Here is a 17,308-nt window from a genome sequence, read left to right as displayed (position 1 = left end):
CGCAATGCGGTCACCTGCGCACCATGCTAGGGAGCGACCGCCGCGCGGTCATCGTCATCGGAGTCGAATTCGACGGAACTGGTACTGGGTCATGCCGAAGAACCTGAGCGCGCAACAGCCAACCGCAGACGCAGACGCCACGCTCGATGCAGGCTGGACGGGCACCCACACCGGTGGGGAGCTGATCCGCGCGCTGCGTCAGGCCGCGCAGCGAACCCAGCTGTGGGTCGAGGCTGAGGCCGGGCTAGGCACCGGCTATCTCCAGCGCGTCGAGGCCGGCAAGGTCGCGCAGCCGACGCGCGAGACGGTCGAGCGCATCCTCACAGCGCTCGATGCGCGCCACAGTGAGCGCCGTCTCGTCCTCGCGCAATACGGCTACGCCCTGCCGACGCTACCGCCAACTGACGCCGAGCGCGACTGGGCGCGAGCCGAGATCGAGCCGGACCTGCAGGCGACGCCATTCCCCGCCTATCTGCTCGACTGCCTGCATCGCCTGATGAGCTGGAATAGGCTCGTCCCGCGCATGTTTGGCATCGTTGCCGAGGACCCGACGCTCGGCGGCCTGGCCGGTTGCTCGCTGCCGGCTGCCTGGTTCGATCCAGCCTCGACACTGCCGGATCGCGTCGCCGACCCGGAGCGTTTCTTCCCGGCCATGATCCAGACGCTGCGCTACGAGATGCGGCAATACGGCGCTGAGCCGTGGCAGGGCGACATCCTCGCCGAGCTCCAGCCGCTGCCCCTCTTTCGCCACTATTGGGACATGGCAATGCAGCAGCCGCTAGCTGCGATCTCGCAGCGCGCACTCGTCCCGATCCGCCTGCGGGTGCCGCAGGCCGGCATGCTGACGTTCCGGCTCGTCTCCGAACCGCTCACCCGCGACCACCGCTTCCGCACGATCGGCTACGTACCGGCTGACACGGCGGCGATGCAGTGGTGCGTGGCTGCAACCGGCAGCAACGCGGGCAGGGGATGACCGCCGGCGGCTCGTCGCGTACGATGGCGGCATCGAACAACGAGCGTCAGCGAAGGACCTGTGCATATGGCGGACCCGATTCGGATCGGCGTGATCGGTTGTGGGCGTATCCTGCCGGCGCATCTGCGCGGGCTGCACGCGCTCCGCGAGGCGGGTGTTGACGACTTTCGGGTGACTGCGCTCGTTGCGCGCAACCCCGACGACGCGCACCGCTTCCGCAAGCGTGGCGAAGGACCAGCACCGCGTCCACCGGTCTCGCTGAACCCCAGCGATTCGCTGGCTGCGCCGCACCGCTACGTCAGCGACTTTCAGGACGATGTCGATGCTGCGGTCTACCCCGATGTCGCTGCGATGCTGGCGTCTGGCACTGTCGATGCCGTCACGATCACGGCGTCTCTGTCGCTGCATCATTCGATCGGTCTGCAATGCCTCGCTGCCGGGCGGCATGTCATGGTCGAGAAGCCGCTGGCCGTCTCGATCCGCGCCGGTCGGGCGATGGTCGAGGCAGCCGACAGCGCCGGACTGACACTCGGCGTGATGGAGATGGTGCGCTACGCACCGGCGCTGCGGCAGACGCGCTGGGCGATCGAGCGCGGCGAGATCGGCGAGGTGCAGATGGTCGCATCCGTGTCGATCGGCACCGAGGAGTGGTCGCCGGACATCATCGTCGCCGACACGCCCTGGCGGCACCACAAGGTCGAGGCCGGTGCGGGACCGGCGCTGGACATCGGCGTCCACATCGCGCACCGCCTGCGCTACCTGGCCGGAGACGTCGCCCGCGTCTCAGCCATCACCCGTACGTTCGAGCCGGAGCGCGTCCGCCGCCCCGCCGCGCCACCAAGCGTGGCAGCCTCAACGAGCGCCGATGTCGACGACGCGTTCTTCGCGTTGGTCGAGATGGAGTCCGGCGCGGCCGGCACGCTCTCGTTCACCTGGGCGGGGCACGGCGCGCCGATCGGGCTGCCGGGCGGCATGGCAATCTACGGCGCACGCGGCTGCATCCACGGCACGACGATCATCCGCGACGACGGCACGCGCGTCGATATCGCCGACCTGTTCGAGCAGCAGGCAACCCCCGCAGAACGCGAATCTGCCGCTCCCCACGGCGTCACCGATCCGTTCGGCCTCGCCTACCTCGACTGGCTGCAGTCCATCCGCACCGGCACCCAGCCAGAAACGAGCGGCACAGAAGGCTTGCGCGATCTGGCCACAGCCTTCGCCATCAGCGAATCATCCGTTGCAGGTGCTTCCGTGTCCGTCGCCGATGTCGAATCCGGACAGATCAATACCTGGCAACGTGAGATCGACGCGCACTACGGTCTGTGAACAGGATTTCGCTACTCCCCTTACCAACCATGTAGGGGCGTATTGCATACGCCCGTCTGGCCCCCGACCCGCGCGACCGGCACGGGCCGACAGGGCCGGGGGCTGGACAGGCGTATTACATGCACCCTTCGAGCAGATCCTCCGCGCCTACGGTACCGCCGGTGCCTGCACCTCCGGCGTCGAGCCGATCTGGGTGAGTTGGTAGTCAATGGCGAACTTGCCGTCACTGCCGTCGGCGTTCGTCCAGGTGAGATCGCCCTGCATCTGCAGCGGCGTCTGCAGCTCGGAATCGATCCAGACATCCAGCACGCCGTCCGGGTTGGTGACGGCTGTGCCGCCGAGGAAGGACGCCTGCTGCAGGTACGTCTCGGCAGCGACGCGGCGATGCTGGGCGGTCCGACCATCGATCGTCTCGGTGCCGAGATCCTGCGCGTTCGTCTCAGCCGGGATAGTCGGGACGATCTGCAGGAACGTTGCCGGCGAGAAAAGCGTCGTGTCGGTGCCCTCCGGCTGTCGCGCCGGATCGCCACCGGCCTGGGCGATAAAGGCATCGTCGCCGATCTTCCACAGCTCCAGCTCGGTGCCGCTGTTGTTGGCCTTCAGGTGGAATCGGTCGGTTGCCGACTGTTCGATCTGGTAGTCGATCGTCGCGTCGCCCGGTCCGCCAATGCCGGTCGCCTGGATCTTGATCGCCAGGGTGAAGTTCGGCACCTGGTTGGAATCGAGCGGGGCCATCTCGCCAATCGGCGACTCCGGCACGGCTGTCGCGGTTGGCGAAGCGGCGATGGTCGCGGTCGGCGAGGCGCTGCTCGTCGGTGACGCTGCGGCGGTCGGCGAGGCGGCGGTCGTCGGCGTGGCAGCCGAGGCCTCCGTCGCGGTCGGCGAGGCGCTGGCTTCAGTGGTGGATGTCGCTGTCGGTTCCGTTGGCGCAGTCGTCGCCGTCGGCGTGGCGTCGCTACCGCCGATCGAGCAACCGGCCAGCAGCAGCATGAGGATCAGACCGGCGATGAACGCGATGAAACGACGACGTTGGGCAACCATCAGTCGGTTTCCTTTCGGACCTGGGCGCGGGCTTGTTGGCAACGTGCCAACAGCATCACCAGCGGACATCTGCAGCGGGGCGGCCGCTGTCATCAAACGACGAGATCACCCAGGCGCACGAGCGCACGAAGCCGCCGAGACCGTCCTCAATCAGCAGCTCCCGCAGGGCAGCCGGTTCAAGCTCGGTGTCGGCGCTGACCCGCACAAAGCGCGCACCGGTCTTGCTCTCGACATCGTCGGCGTCAACCAGCGCACAGAGGACGCAGACCGTGAGCTGCCGACCGGCCTGCTCAACAAGGTAAACGATCCGCTCCGGCTGGACGACCGCACCAACGGCAGTCAGCGCGATCCGGCGCGCCGCCTGCTGCAGGCTCTCGCCCTTGCGCACCTCGCCGTTCGGCAACGTCGCGCTGCCGAATGCGGCCAGCAGCAGCACCTCGCCGCTGCCGCCCATGTCCGACGGCATCGGGATGATCGGCGCGACGCGCAATTCGATCCCGCTCGACTCCGGGCTGGCCGGTTTCGGCAGCCAATCTTCTTCGATCATCGTGGCTCTCTCCCTGCCGCGCTGAGCGCCTACCAGCGTTCGCGGTGCGCGAAATCGTCTAGCGACCGCCGGCCGCGCTTCAGCGATGGCGACGGAGTGTCTGTGTCTGGGTAGCCAATCGGGATCACACCGACCGGCGTCACCTCGTCGGGGATGCCGAGCAGCGCCTTCAACCCGGGCGTGTCCGGGATGCCCGCGTAGCCCGCCGCGAGCCCGACATCGACGACCGCCAGCAGCAGCGTCTGTACCGAGCAGCCGATGTCGATGAACCAGAACGGCACCGGCCACTCGATCTCGCTGCCGTCATCCTGAATCTTGTCCGATTCCTGATAGCGACGATGATAAGCGGCCTCGCTGACGCACGGGATCGCCTGCACCGGCGCTTCGGAAATCCACGGATGCCCGAAGGCGGTTTCGTAGTGCTCGTCCTCCCCGCAGCAGCGGGCAACAGCCTTGCGCATCTCCGGGTCGGTCACGATGATGAACGATTGTCCCTGCGTGAAACCGGCGCTCGGCGCGCGCTGCGCCAGCGTCATCAGCGAATCGATGACTTCGGGGGCGATCGGATCGGGCTTGAAGTGGCGGACCATCCGTCGCTTTCGGACGACATCTGCAAATTCCATAGCTGCCTCGTCCATCGTCTGTTGTGCGGCTTTTCGGCATCTGTCCGGCAGGCGGACCGCGGCTGACGATACCCCCTTCGTGCCACCGAGGCAAGCGCAGAGGGTATCCTCTCCACAGGCCAATGGTGGGAAATGGAGGAAGTGATGAGCGACAGGCAGCAGGCACAGGAGCGCCTCTTCGCCGAGCTTGAGAAGCGCGAAGGGGAGCTGATCGAGCTGATCCAGAACCTTGTCCGGGCGAAATCGACGCTCGGCAACGAGCGCGAAGCGCAGGACATCGTCGCGCGCTATGTCCGCGAGGGTGGCGTTGAGCCGGACGTCTGGGAACTCGACGACTCGGTCCTCGATCTCCCGGGTGCCGGCAACAGCGGCGTACCGTTCGCCGAGCGCCCGAACGTCACCGCAACCTACCCCGGTGCGGGCGGTGGCAAATCCCTGATTCTCAATGGACATATCGATGTCGTCAGCTCAGAGCCGAATGTGAACTGGACACGCGACCCGTGGGCGGCGGAGATCGAAGGCCGTCGGATGTACGGGCGCGGCGCGTACGACATGAAGTGCGGCACGGCGCTGAACTTCTTCATCGCGCGCGTCATCCGCGACCTCGGCATCCAGCTCGACGGCGATCTGATCGTCGAGAGCGTCATTGAGGAAGAGTGCACCGGCAACGGCGCGCTGGCCGGACGCTTCCGCGACGGTGCAGATTCCACGCGCTACCGCGCCGACGCGGCCATCATCGCTGAGCCGACCGACGGTGAATACATCGCAGCCCACGTCGGCGTCACCTGGTTCCGCGTCACCGTACTGGGCGCGATGGCGCACGCAGCCGTCGCCTGGTCGGGCGTCAACGCGATCTATCGCATGCTCCCGATCATTGAGCAGCTTCGCGCGCTTGATGCCGAGCTGAACACCGAGAGCCATCCGGCCTACGAGCATGTCCATCACCCGATCAACCTCAACATCGGCGTCATTCGCGGCGGCGACTGGCCATCGAGCGTGGCCGGCGAGTGCACGATCGAGTGCCGCCTGTCGATGTACCCGGGCGTGACCGTCGAGCAGACTCGGGCTCGCGTCCACGCAGCCATCGACCATGCCGTCGAGCGCGACGAATGGCTCAGCCAGCACCCACCGACAGTCGAGTGGTACGGCTTCCAGAGTCCGGGCTCGATGATCGAACCGACCGAGCCGATTCTGGAGACGCTGGCGCGCCACCACCTGGCGATTCGCGGCGAGCAGCTCGCGCCGCGCTCGCTGGCCGGCACGACCGACATGCGCAACTTCAATATCTACGCCGACATCCCGGTCTTCTGCTACGGGCCGGGCGGCTTCGGCGCGCATGCTGCCGACGAGTGGCTCGATCTCGATACGCTCGTTCCGACCGCCAAGGTCATCGGTGCGACGATCCTGGAGTGGTGCGGCGTGCATCTCGCTTGACAGGTTTGTCTCGCCATCCCGATAATCAGCAGCGTCGGCCGCCCCTCGGGCGGTCGACGCATGTCGTGCAATACGTGCCTGCCGGAACTGGAATGCCCACATGACGACGCTGCTCCACCTTGCTGACTCTTACCAGCGCGAGTTCTCCGCGACGGTCACCGCCGTCGACGCAGACGGCGTCATGCTTGACCAGACCGCGTTCTACCCTACCGGCGGCGGCCAGCCACACGACACCGGCACGCTGATGAGCGGTGGCCGCGTCTGGGACGTCATCAAGGTCAGCAAGCGCGGCAGCGATGTCGTGCATGCGCTGGAAGAGGGCAGCGACCCTCCGGCAGTCGGCACCGAGGTACACGGCGTCATCGACTGGGAGCGCCGCTACCGGCTGATGCGCACACACACGGCGCTGCACGTGCTCTGCGGCGTCGTCTTCCGCGAGTTCGGCGCACTCGTCACCGGCGGCAACATGGCCACCGACAAGGCGCGGATGGACTTCGAGCTGGAAGATCTGTCGGCTGAGCGCGTGGCACACATCGAGAAAACCGCCAACCAGGTAATCCGCGACAACCGCGCCGTCAGCTGGCGATCACTCCCGCGGGAGGAGGCCTTCCAGATCCCCGACCTGATCCGGACCAAGATCAACCTGCTCCCCGAATCGATCACCGAGGTCCGCATCGTCGAGATCGAAGGACTTGATCTGCAGGCGGACGGCGGCACGCATGTCCGCAACACGCAGGAGGTCGGCGGCATCCGCGTTATTGGGACGCGGTCGAAGGGGCGCATCAACAAGCGGCTTGAGATTGAGCTGGTGGACGACGGCATTGAGGTGGGGGGTAGATGAACTGGGATCGGATCGTCGCGAAGAGGGCGCCAGACATTCACGGCTGGCTGAAGGCGAGCCCTCCGGGCATCGAGCGTATGTGGGCTGCCGAGGGTCTGATCTACCTCTCCAATGGTGCGCCCGCGCTGGAGCAGATACCGGTCACCCGCCTGCGCCAGGCTCACGCTGATGCCTGGGAGGATCCCGGTGAAACCCTTTCCTATGGCGAGACCGAGGGCCACCTGCCGCTCCGCGAAGAGATCGCCACCCGCATGATGCGGCGCGGCGTCACGACCGACGCCAGCCACATCCTCATCACCAATGGCTCGCAGCAGGGACTGGACCTCATCGGACGCGCGCTGCTCGATCCCGGCGATGTTGTCGTCATCGAGGGGCCGAGCTATTTCGGCGCGATGCAGGCGTTCGATGCATTCGGGATTTGCTACCGCATCGCGCCCGCCGACGAGCACGGCCTGATTCCGGAGGAGCTTGAGCCGCTGCTCCAACAGGAGCCGCGCCCGAAGATGCTCTACACCATCCCGACGTTCCAGAACCCGACCGGCACGACGATCCCCGACGAGCGCCGCCGCCAGATCCTCGCGATGACGCGGGCTGCGAACGTCGCGGTCGTCGAGGACGATCCCTACGGCGACATCTACTTCACGCCGGACCAGGTTCCGCCGCTGCGGGCGCTGGACGAGGATGTCATCTACCTCGGCACATTCTCGAAGACGCTCGCCCCTGCCCTGCGGATGGGCTGGATGATCGCACCGGAGCAGATCCGCCAGCTGGCCGAGTGGTCCAAAGAGGCGGCAGACATGATGTCCGATCGCTTCGTCCAGCGCGCCGTCACCCGCACGATCGAAGGCGGCTGGCTCGACCATCACATGGCCGATGCCCGCGAGTTCTACCGCGAGCGCCGCGATGCGCTGCTGGCAGCGCTGGAGCGCGAGATGCCAGAGGGCGTCACCTGGACGCACCCGCAAGGCGGCTTCTTCCTGTGGGTGACGTTGCCGGAGGGCTACAACTCGGATGACCTGCTGCCGCTGGCGGTTGATGAGGGTGTCGGCTACCTGCCAGGCTCGTGCTTCTACCCCGACCCGGCTCCCCATCGCGGCCTGCGCCTCTCGTACCCCAGCCCGGACGCCGAGACCATCGCCGAAGGCGTCCGCCGCCTCGGCATCGCTGTCAGGCGACTGCTGACTAGTTGACAGTCCAATTCCCGATTCCCCGTGGGGAATTGGGAATCGGAATACCCGTTCGCTTGCCTGCGCGTCCCGCGCTCGCAGCGAATCTGTCATGTCGCTGTAACAGAGCCCCCGTCCGTGTTCACACCATTTGCACGCCGCCGGTTCTACGGTGAGGGCGACAGACGGCGGCCTGGTCAGGTGACGTACCGAGCCGTGGGGTCATTGGGTCCCTGATCCTTCTGCCGCCGGGGAAGGAACAGACCCACCATGCTTGGACGACGCCGGCACGACACTGAAGACGGCCAGTCGACCCCGTCTGGCATCGATCTGCCAATCATTGCTGCCCGCAATGTGCTCAAGACCTACTACACCGGCAAAGTGAGCGTCCCGGCACTGCGCGGCGTGGATCTGACAATTAATCGCGGCGAGATGGTCGCCATCATGGGACCATCCGGCTGCGGCAAGACGACGCTGCTCAACTGTCTCTCCGGGCTCGACACGATCGACGAGGGCGAGATCCTCATCGGTGGTCAGGACCTGGCGAGCCTGTCCGACGACGCGCGGACGGACTTCCGCGCTCGCGAGATGGGCTTCATCTTTCAGTTCTACAACCTGCTACCGGTGCTCTCGGCAGTCGAGAACGTCGAGCTGCCGCTGCTCGTCTCCGGTACCAAGCCGAAGGAGGCCCGCGAGCGGGCCACCACCGCTCTCGGACAAGTCGGGTTGACCGAGTGGGCTGACCACCGGCCGGCCGAACTATCCGGCGGGCAGCGCCAGCGGGTAACGATCGCCCGGGCGCTGGTCAACGAGCCGGCCATCGTCTGGGGTGACGAGCCGACCGGCGACCTCGATAGCCAGAACGCGTACGAGATCATCGCTCTGATGCGTGAGCTGAACCTGCGCAACGGCCAGACCTTCGTCCTGGTCACCCACGACCCGGATATCGGGGCGGCCTGCGACCGCATCATCCGCATGCATGACGGCGCGATCATCAGCGACGGCGCGACCTGCCCGATCGACGGGCAGCTCGTCGAGTATCGCGTGGCCGAACCGGAGCTGATTGGGGGCAACCTGGACGGCGGCGCAAGGTGAACGCGATCTTCGGTGTTTCAACCACGACACTCATGGCCTATCTGCTCGTGTTGTTCGCGCTGTGCCTCGCCATCACCGGCTGGGTCTGGCTGCGGCACCGGGTTGTGTTCAAGCTTGGCGTCCGCAACATCCCGCGGCGCCCTGCCCAGACGATCCTGATCGTCATCGGCCTGATGCTCAGCACCCTGATCATTTCGGCCGCCTTCACGACCGGCGATACGCTCGACCATAGCATCCGCTCCGAGGTCTACGACCTGCTGGGCCCGGTCGACGAGGTTATCGTCGTCGCAGCCGGCCCGGAGCTGCCGAGCCAGCCGCAGCTCGGCGCGAGGATCCCCGAACACATCGCAACTGACCTGGCCACGGCGCTGAATAACAACCCCAACGTTGACGGCATCATGCCGTTGACGCTCAACTCGGTGCCAGTCATGAACCTCCGTACCCGGTTGAGCGAGCCGTCACTGATCATGACCGGACTCGATCCTGCGGCGGCTGATGCGTTCGGCGGGCTGCGGAACCAGGCCGGCGAGCCGGTCGATCTGGCGCGCCTCCCCGGCACCGGTATCGTGCTGGGCCAGACACCGGCCGACAAGCTGGACGCAGGAGTCGGGGATCAGCTCGTCGTCTACATCAACAACATTGCCCATCTGCTGACCGTCGAGGCGATCGACGAGGATTCGCCGCTGACCGGCATGCTCGGCTTCGGCGCTTCCGGCGGCTTCGCGATGCCGCTGCTGCGCACGCAGACCCTGACCGAAGCGCCGTTCAGCCTGAGCACAATCGCCATTTCGAATACTGGCGGAGTCGAGGACAGCGTCAGGCTCTCTGAGCAGGTAACGTCTGACATCGACGCCGCACTGCACGACACGCCCTATCGAGCAGTGCCGCTGAAACAGAACGGGCTCGACACCGCCGAAGCCAACGGCTCGATGTTTGTCAGCATGTTCCTGATCTTCGGCATGTTCTCAATTGCTGTCGGCATTCTGCTGATCTTCCTGATCTTTACGATGCTCGCTGCCGAGCGCAAGCCGGAGATGGGCATGGCCCGCGCCATCGGCCTGAAGCGCCGACAACTCTCGCAAATGTTCGTCGCCGAGGGCATGGCCTACGACCTCGTCTCGGCTCTTGTCGGCGCGGCGCTCGGCGTCGGCGTCGCCTTCGTGATGGCCGGCATGCTGTCGAGCTTCATCGGCGATGCGTTCGACATCACCCCGTCGGCCAGCTGGCGTAGCCTCGTCATCGCCTACACGCTCGGCATCGTCGTCACCTTCGTCACGATTCTCGTCTCCTCGTGGCGCGTCAGCCGACTGAGCATTGTCCAGGCGATTCGCGACCTCAACGAACCGCGGGCAATACGTGAGAGCCGCCGCTGGCTCGCCTTCGGCTTCATCGGTATGCTCGTTGGTGCGCTGATGACCTTCGGCGGTGGGTCAGGCGGCAACGCCTTCCTCTTCTTCACCGGTATGTCGCTCGTGCCGCTAGGCCTGGCCGCCATCCTGCGCTCCTTCGGTGTCCCAGCCCGGCCGGTCTACAGCATCGCCGCCCTGATCGTTCTCATCCTCTGGCTGGTTCCCGACTCGCTCACCGATTCGATCTTCCCCGAAACAAGCGGCGGCATAGAGATGTTCTTCATCTCTGGCATCATGCTGGTCGCGGCCGGCACGATGATCATCATTTGGAACGCCGAGGCGATCACCGACGCGGTCGGCCTGCTCGGCAAGGGCTTCAGCCGCTGGCTGCCAGCCCTGAAGACCGCCATCGCCTACCCACTCGCCAACCGCATGCGCACTGGCATGACGATCGCCATGTTCAGCCTCGTCGTCTTCTCGCTGGTCATGATGGCGGCGATCACCGCCAACATCGTCGGCATCCTCTCCGGAGAGCACGCCGGCGGCGGCTGGGACATCCGCACCACCCAGGCGACGACAAACCCGATCAGCGACTTCGAGCTGACACTGAGCGAGAACGGCGCAGACCCCACCCTGCTCGACGCCAGCGCCCGAACCGACTGGATCAACCCGTCCCGCGTCCAGATGCGTATGGCTGACGCAGAGCAGTGGAAGATCTACGGCGTCAATGGCGTCGATACCTCGTTCATCAGCGAGAGCGACATCCCGCTCCAGACCCGCGCCGTCGGCTACGACTCCGACCGGGCCGTCTGGGACGCGCTAGCAGCCGATCCGCTGCTGGCCGTCATCGACAGCATGGCGTTGCCGTCCATGGGATTTGACCCCGACAGCAGCGAATTTACGATTGATGGCGTTACGGCCAACGCCAAAACGATGCAGCCGCAGCAGGTCACCATCAGCGACCCGGCGACGGGCCGGACGCAGACCGTCACAGTCATCGGCATCATTGACTCGCGCGCATTCACCATGTGGGGCATGTTCCTCCAGGAACAGACCGTCGCGGACGTCTGGGGCATGCCGGACGCCGTCAACTACTACCTGCGGCTGGCTCCGGGGGTGAACCCCGACGACGCGGCCCGGACGGTCGAATCGGCGCTGATCAACTACGGCGTCCAAGCAGACTCGATCCGTACGATCGTCGACGAGACGATGGCCGCGCAGCGCAACATGATGCGATTGTTCGAAGGCTTCATGGCCCTCGGCCTGATTGTCGGCATCGCGGCGCTCGGCGTCATCGCCTTCCGCTCGGTGGTCGAGCGTCGCCAGCAGATCGGCATGTTGCGCGCGATCGGCTACACGCGCTCGATGGTCGCCGCCAGCTTCCTGATCGAATCGACAATGATCACCCTGCTCGGCGTCCTGTCCGGCACCATTCTGGGCGTTCTGCTCGCCTGGAATCTGATCACCAGCGATTACTTCATTGGCGGGGGCGGAAGCGGATTCATCGTGCCGTGGCTGGAGATGGCGTTGTTCATCGTTATCTCGCTCGTCGCCTCCCTGCTCATGGCCTATATCCCCGCGCGCCGTGCCGCTGGCGTCCCGATCGCGCACGCATTGCACTACGAGTAGCACAGGAGGAGCGACCCAACCATCAACACCACCGGCAATCTGCCTCAACCGGGGCTGTCCCGCCAGGACGACTACCACACGACAGGAGGAAACATGACTGGCATCTTCATCCGCAGTGCGCTGGTGCTTGCGCTGATCGTTCTTATCGCTGTCAATGGCTTCCTTACCTCGACTGCCGCCGGAGAGGCAGACGCGACCAGGTTCGACCGCATCGACCAGTACGTCACCGACCAGATGGACGGCTCGCGGATTCCGGGCGTTGCGCTCGCCATCGTCGACGGCGACCAAATCGTTCACAGCCGCGGATTCGGTGAATCCGGCTCGACACCGATCACCTCACAGACTCCATTCGCCATCGGCTCGCTGACCAAGTCGTTCACTGCGTTGGCGATCATGCAGCTCGTCGAGGACGGCAAGCTCGCTCTCGATGAGCCAGTCCAGCGCTACGTGCCGTGGTTCGAGGTAGCCGACACCGGCGCGGCGGCGCAGATCACCGTCCGTCATCTGCTGAACCAGACGAGCGGTCTGTCGCGCGCGACCGGCATTCGGCCACTGCTCGAAGAGAACGACGACACGATCGAGCAGTACGTCCGAAATCTGCACGATGCCAGGCTGAACCGGCCGGTCGGCGTGTCCTTCGAGTACTCCAACGCCAACTACGTCACGCTCGGCCTGATCGTCGAGACCGTCAGCGGCCAGCAGTATGGCGACTACGTCCGCCAGCACATCTTTGCGCCGCTCGACATGAACGACAGCTACGCCTCACACGAGGAGGGGCGTCGGCACGGCATGGCGGACCTCCATCAGTTCTGGTTCGGCCTGCCAGTCAAGGCAGACTCGCCGAATCTGCCGGCCCAGGCGCCGACCGGCTTCCTCGTCGCTTCGGCTGACGACATGGCCCACTACCTGTCGATGTATCTCAACGATGGTTCCTATCAGGGCCGTCAAATCCTGTCGCCGGGCGGCATCGCGACGCTACTCGAGCCAGCGACCAACCAGTTCGATCGCACGCTGCTCGGCACCGGATTCAGCGCGCGCTACGGCATGGGCTGGTTCAACGGACCATTCGGCGTTAGCCCGGCGTTGTGGCACCTGGGTGAGTTGCCGACGTTCAACGCCTGGATGGTGCTCTTGCCGGAGACGCAGCAGGCCGTCGTTGTCCTGATCAACGCCGGCAACCAGATGCCGCTCGCCGGAGCCAATCAGGTGTTCAGTCGCATCCCGATCGGCGTGACCCAGATCCTGAGCGGCAACGAACCGCCGACCGGCACGAGCCTCTCGCGCTTCTACACCGTCTTCGACCTTATCGTCCTGGCAATCATTGCAGCCCAGGCCCTGGCGCTCGCCCGCCTCCTGCGGCGGTCGTCGATATCGCCACGCCGGCCACATTCCCTCCGCGAAGGCTGGGCACTGGTGCGCCAGACCGTGCCTCTCGCCTGGGAGATCGGACTGGGCGGCCTGATCCTGCTCGGCTACCCGACGCTAACCGGCATCAGCTGGCGTGGAAATTTCGGCGCGACGCCCGATCTCGTCATCGTCCTGCTGCTCGTTGGCGGGCTCTGGCTGGCCACCGGCATCACGCGAATTGTCTCCCTCGTCGGACCTGCCCGGAGCCACAGCACGCAACAGCGAGGCCCGGACATCACTCGAGAGGCAGAGGCAGCATGACTGGCCTGCAGACCGGGAAGACACCCTGGGACGCCGACCTGCCACACATCGGCCAAACTGCCGCCGCTCGATCAGCTAATGCCGCGCATCGCGCCACGCCCGCTCCTGATCATCTACTCCACAACGAGCAATCAGGCCGCCGAAGCACAGCTCAGTCCACACTACTTCGACGCAGCAGGCGAACCAAAGGAGATCTGGCCCATCGCCGACGCCGGCCACACTCAGGGCTTTGCGACCCACCCGGCCGAGTACGAAGCGCGCGTGATCCGTTTCTTCGACGCGGCCCTGATTGGCCCAGCAGCTCCATGAAACCATCACGATGGTCAAGCTCTGCCATCAGTCGGGCAACTGAGCGGCCATCTGCAGAAGCGCCGTGGCGATGTGCATCCCGGGCATGCCGATGTCGCGGTTGACCAGTGCGACGGCGGTCAGTCGTCCACGTTTGCTCAGTCGGCCGTACGCACCAATGGAATAGCCGGGGCCACCGCCAGTATGTCCGGCGATCGGCGCGGCTGAGCCGATATCCATCATCAGGCCCAGCCCGTAGGCCGGCTCGGCGAACAGCGGGTGCGTCTCGCTAACGGCTCTGCCGGCCAGCATCGCAACCAGGCTCTCCGGCGCGAGCAGCCGTCCAGCAAACAGGCCATCGAGCGCTGCCGCTACCTCGTGGGCGGTTGAGCTGACCAGCCCGTGAGCTACCCAGCCAGGATGGTAGCGCGGCCTCACGTCGATCGGCGTGTCATCGTCCCCAATCAAGGTGCTGTACCCAGGACTGAGCGCCGCCATATCCGCTAGCGACTCGGCGACCGACGTCTCTTGCAGGCCGAGCGGCTCGAAGACCTCGGCGGCCAATGCCTCAGCGAACGAGCTACCGGTCACGCGCTCCAGCACATGCCTTAGCCACATGTACCCCAGGTTCGAGTAGCGGAAGCCGCTGCCCGGCTCCGCCAGATCGCCTCGTGCCAGCGTCCGACGCACGAATGCATCGTCCGACCACGGCTGTTGCGGGTGCTCGCGAACATCCCGCTGATATTCAGGCAACGCACCGTAATCCGGCAGACCGGCAGTGTGCAGCAAGACCTGCCGCAGCGTCGGCCGCGTGCGCAGCGGGATGTCGGGGAGATACGCCTGCAGCGAGTCGTCGAGCGCAAGAATGTCGCGCTCGGCCAGCCGCAGCAACGCCGCAGCAATCCACGTTTTGGTGACACTGTAGACCGGAAAGCGTGCGTCGACGTTGAGCGCGACCTCGCCAGCGAGATCGGCGCTACCGACGGTCATTTCGACGATCGGCACACCGTCGCGCCAGAGGGCAATCGCCGCGCCGGGGGCCTCGTCCCGGGCGAGAAGATCAGCGACCAGCGCCGGAACGGTTTGTTCCAGCGCTGGTCGCCATGCGTGATTCGCAGTGTTCCCCATCAGCCGTGATTAGTCGGTGGTGGCCTCGGCCGGTATTGCCGCCCGAATCACCGACGCCAGGCGGGCGATGCCGGTGTCGATCTGATCCGGCGTCACGGCGCTGAACGACAGACGCATCGACCGGCGGCCGCTGCCGTCCGAATAGAACGACGGGCCGGGGATGTAATCGACGAATTCCTTCTGAGCGACCGGCTGCAGATCGACGGCGTCGACACCCTCAGGCAGCGTCACCCACAGGAAGAAACCGCCCTTCGGTCGCGTCCAGCTGACACCTTCCGGCATCTCGCGCTCCAGCGCCGCCAGCATGTGCTCGCACTTGCTGCGATAGATCTGCTGCAATCGCGCGATGTGTTCGGCATGTCGCCCGGTGCTGACGTACCACTCGGCCAGCGCCGCCGTGTACGTGTTGCGCAGCGTGTCGTTGCGACCGCGCGAGAGGACGGCGATCACGTCGGCCGGGCCGGCGCACCAGCCGAGGCGCAGGCCGGCAGCGATCGTCTTCGACAGCGTGCCGAACAGCAGCACCGAGCCGGGCTTGGCCAGGCTGAACATCGTCGGCTTCTTCTCACCCTCGAAGCGCAGGTCGATGTAGGCGTCGTCCTCCAGAATCAGCAAACCGCGCTCATCGGCGATCTTCGCCAGCGCGTGACGGCGCTCGACCGACAGCTCGACACCAGCAGGATTCTGGAAGGTCGGGATCGTGTAGAGGAACTTCGGATGCTTGCCCTCGGCAGCCAGCGAATCCAGCGCCGCCTCGACTTTGGCCGGGTCGATGCCGTCCTCGTCGACGTCGATGCCGATCACCTCAGCGCCCGCCAGCTTGAACATGCCGGTCGCGCCCATCCAGGCCGGCGCATCAGCCAGGACAACGTCGCCCGGATCGACGACCATGTCGACGACAAGGCCCAGACCGCTCGATGCCCCTGAGGACAGCAGAATCTGATCGGGCGTCACGTCGACGTCGTAATCGCGCTTCAGCTTTTCGGCCATCGCGGCTGCCAGTCCGTCCGGCCCGACCGGATTGGCGTAGGCGAGGCTATCGCGGCGGTTGCTCTCGGCGAGGAACTCGGCGGCTTCGGCCATCTCATCCAGCGGCAGTGAATCGACGTCCGGATCGCCGTAAACAAACGAGATCATTTCCTTCGGCGACGTCCGCGATGGTCGGCTCATGCTTGAGGCGATCTTGCCCCGTCGTGACCAGCGTTCGTCCCAGCGGTTATCCATCGAGAACACCCTTCCAGCGGCGCGCAAACATGCATTCAATCGACGCAGGTTGGCAACTGCCAACGAGGCCGTATTCGGCGAGTATATCCGACATTCAGAAGACGCTCGGGAAAACCACGACACCCCGTGCCATCGTCGGCAATCGGGGTGTCGTGTGTGGATCTATGCGTGGCGACTCGCAGTCAGGACGTCGTCTTCGGCGTTGAAGCAGCGGTCGAGCGTCCGGTGATACGCGATCGACGGCGCGTTGTTGCACCAAGATCACGGAACAGCGCAAACAGCGCCTGGCGGAGCTCAATCGACGTTGAGAGAAGCTCCAGCTGCAGGTCTTCGGGGAAACCGCGAGCATCGAGCATGTCCTGAAACTCTGCGTCGAGTGTAGTGACTTCAGATTCAAGGCGAACAAAATCATCAACGTCCGCACCAAGAACATGAGCGATATCAGATAGAACCTGGAAGCTTGGCAACGTCTGTCCACGTTCCAGCCGGCTCAGGTGTGATGCGGAAATGCCGGCCTGCGATGCCAGCTCATCGAGCGTCAGCCCCTTCATCCGGCGCATTCGTCGGATCGCGGGACCGATCCGCTGACGCTGGACTCCTGGTCGTTGCGCCATGTGGGTTCCTCACTTTTCATGAAACAACTGCCTCACCTGGACGCGGCCATTGCGTCCACGCCCCGATATACAGCGGTCGGGGCTCTCCCTGGCCCGTCGGGACAATCTGCAGCGCGTCTGTGAGCCACATCATCCGTGTGACAGGCAGGGCCCATATCCGTTATACCCTGCTGAAGCAAACTTTGGAAGTCCCGAGACAGACAATTTCGGCGTTTGGTACGTTACGGATTTATCACATGACACTCATTTAGGACGGTACTTCAGTTCGCGACAAGGCTGCCGAACCCACTCTCCCATCGTGCAAGACTTGTCTTCCAAGGCGGTCGCCATCGCGAATCTGTGAAGCAGCTGAGGCCGCGTTG

General features: G+C 65.3%; 15 protein-coding genes. 9 read left to right on the top strand and 6 right to left on the bottom strand.

Annotated features, from left to right (window positions below):
• The first annotated feature begins 91 nt into the window (after positions 1 to 91).
• Complete coding sequence (locus M9890_05310; protein MCO5176379.1) at positions 92 to 973, top strand: helix-turn-helix transcriptional regulator; 882 nt, start codon at positions 92 to 94, stop codon at positions 971 to 973.
• Positions 974 to 1,039: 66 nt separating this feature from the next.
• Positions 1,040 to 2,299, top strand: coding sequence for a Gfo/Idh/MocA family oxidoreductase (locus M9890_05305; protein ID MCO5176378.1), 1,260 nt, complete (start codon positions 1,040 to 1,042; stop codon positions 2,297 to 2,299).
• Positions 2,300 to 2,446: 147 nt separating this feature from the next.
• Here M9890_05305 and M9890_05300 read toward each other — a convergent pair whose 3' ends face one another.
• From M9890_05300 to M9890_05290, 3 genes are read right to left on the bottom strand one after another with little or no spacing between them, the layout of a single operon-like run.
• Positions 2,447 to 3,340 (bottom strand): hypothetical protein, encoded by an 894-nt coding sequence (locus M9890_05300; protein ID MCO5176377.1) that lies wholly within the window; start codon positions 3,338 to 3,340, stop codon positions 2,447 to 2,449.
• A 55-nt stretch (positions 3,341 to 3,395) separates the two neighbouring features.
• Positions 3,396 to 3,887 (bottom strand): hypothetical protein, encoded by a 492-nt coding sequence (locus M9890_05295; GenBank protein ID MCO5176376.1) that lies wholly within the window; start codon positions 3,885 to 3,887, stop codon positions 3,396 to 3,398.
• Positions 3,888 to 3,916: 29 nt separating this feature from the next.
• Complete coding sequence (locus M9890_05290; GenBank protein ID MCO5176375.1) at positions 3,917 to 4,510, bottom strand: nitroreductase family protein; 594 nt, start codon at positions 4,508 to 4,510, stop codon at positions 3,917 to 3,919.
• A gap of 144 nt (positions 4,511 to 4,654) precedes the next feature.
• Here M9890_05290 and M9890_05285 point away from each other — a divergent pair, with 144 nt between their 5' ends.
• From M9890_05285 to M9890_05255, 7 genes are all read left to right on the top strand, one after another.
• Complete coding sequence (locus tag M9890_05285; protein ID MCO5176374.1) at positions 4,655 to 5,944, top strand: ArgE/DapE family deacylase; 1,290 nt, start codon at positions 4,655 to 4,657, stop codon at positions 5,942 to 5,944.
• A gap of 100 nt (positions 5,945 to 6,044) precedes the next feature.
• Positions 6,045 to 6,785, top strand: a complete 741-nt coding sequence (gene alaXM / locus M9890_05280; GenBank protein MCO5176373.1) for an alanyl-tRNA editing protein AlaXM — start codon at positions 6,045 to 6,047, stop codon at positions 6,783 to 6,785.
• Complete coding sequence (locus tag M9890_05275) at positions 6,782 to 7,975, top strand: PLP-dependent aminotransferase family protein (GenBank protein MCO5176372.1); 1,194 nt, start codon at positions 6,782 to 6,784, stop codon at positions 7,973 to 7,975. The genes alaXM and M9890_05275 overlap by 4 nt, the downstream gene beginning before the upstream one ends.
• Before the next feature lie 246 nt (positions 7,976 to 8,221).
• The gene (locus M9890_05270) at positions 8,222 to 9,046 is read left to right on the top strand and encodes an ABC transporter ATP-binding protein (protein MCO5176371.1); all 825 of its coding nucleotides are present in this window, start codon (positions 8,222 to 8,224) and stop codon (positions 9,044 to 9,046) included.
• The gene (locus M9890_05265; protein MCO5176370.1) at positions 9,043 to 12,024 is read left to right on the top strand and encodes an FtsX-like permease family protein; all 2,982 of its coding nucleotides are present in this window, start codon (positions 9,043 to 9,045) and stop codon (positions 12,022 to 12,024) included. Before M9890_05270 ends, M9890_05265 begins: the two co-directional genes overlap by 4 nt.
• Positions 12,025 to 12,117: 93 nt before the next feature.
• On the top strand, positions 12,118 to 13,692 hold the full coding sequence (locus M9890_05260; protein ID MCO5176369.1) for a beta-lactamase family protein: 1,575 nt from the start codon (positions 12,118 to 12,120) through the stop codon (positions 13,690 to 13,692).
• A gap of 78 nt (positions 13,693 to 13,770) precedes the next feature.
• The gene (locus tag M9890_05255; GenBank protein ID MCO5176368.1) at positions 13,771 to 14,001 is read left to right on the top strand and encodes a hypothetical protein; all 231 of its coding nucleotides are present in this window, start codon (positions 13,771 to 13,773) and stop codon (positions 13,999 to 14,001) included.
• Positions 14,002 to 14,028: 27 nt separating this feature from the next.
• On the opposite strand, the gene M9890_05250 is transcribed toward M9890_05255, so the two are convergent.
• The 3 genes from M9890_05250 to M9890_05240 all read right to left on the bottom strand — a co-directional run bounded on the left by M9890_05250 (position 14,029) and on the right by M9890_05240 (position 16,946).
• On the bottom strand, positions 14,029 to 15,108 hold the full coding sequence (locus tag M9890_05250; GenBank protein ID MCO5176367.1) for a beta-lactamase family protein: 1,080 nt from the start codon (positions 15,106 to 15,108) through the stop codon (positions 14,029 to 14,031).
• Between the two features lie 9 nt (positions 15,109 to 15,117).
• Entirely contained in the window at positions 15,118 to 16,332 is a 1,215-nt protein-coding gene (locus tag M9890_05245; protein MCO5176366.1) for a PLP-dependent aminotransferase family protein, read from the bottom strand.
• Between the two features lie 182 nt (positions 16,333 to 16,514).
• Entirely contained in the window at positions 16,515 to 16,946 is a 432-nt protein-coding gene (locus tag M9890_05240) for a helix-turn-helix domain-containing protein (GenBank protein MCO5176365.1), read from the bottom strand.
• Positions 16,947 to 17,308 lie beyond the last annotated feature (362 nt).

Source organism: Thermomicrobiales bacterium (assembly GCA_023954495.1).
Taxonomy (GTDB): domain Bacteria; phylum Chloroflexota; class Chloroflexia; order Thermomicrobiales; family CFX8; genus JAMLIA01.
This window is presented reverse-complemented; position numbering and strand designations above follow the sequence as displayed.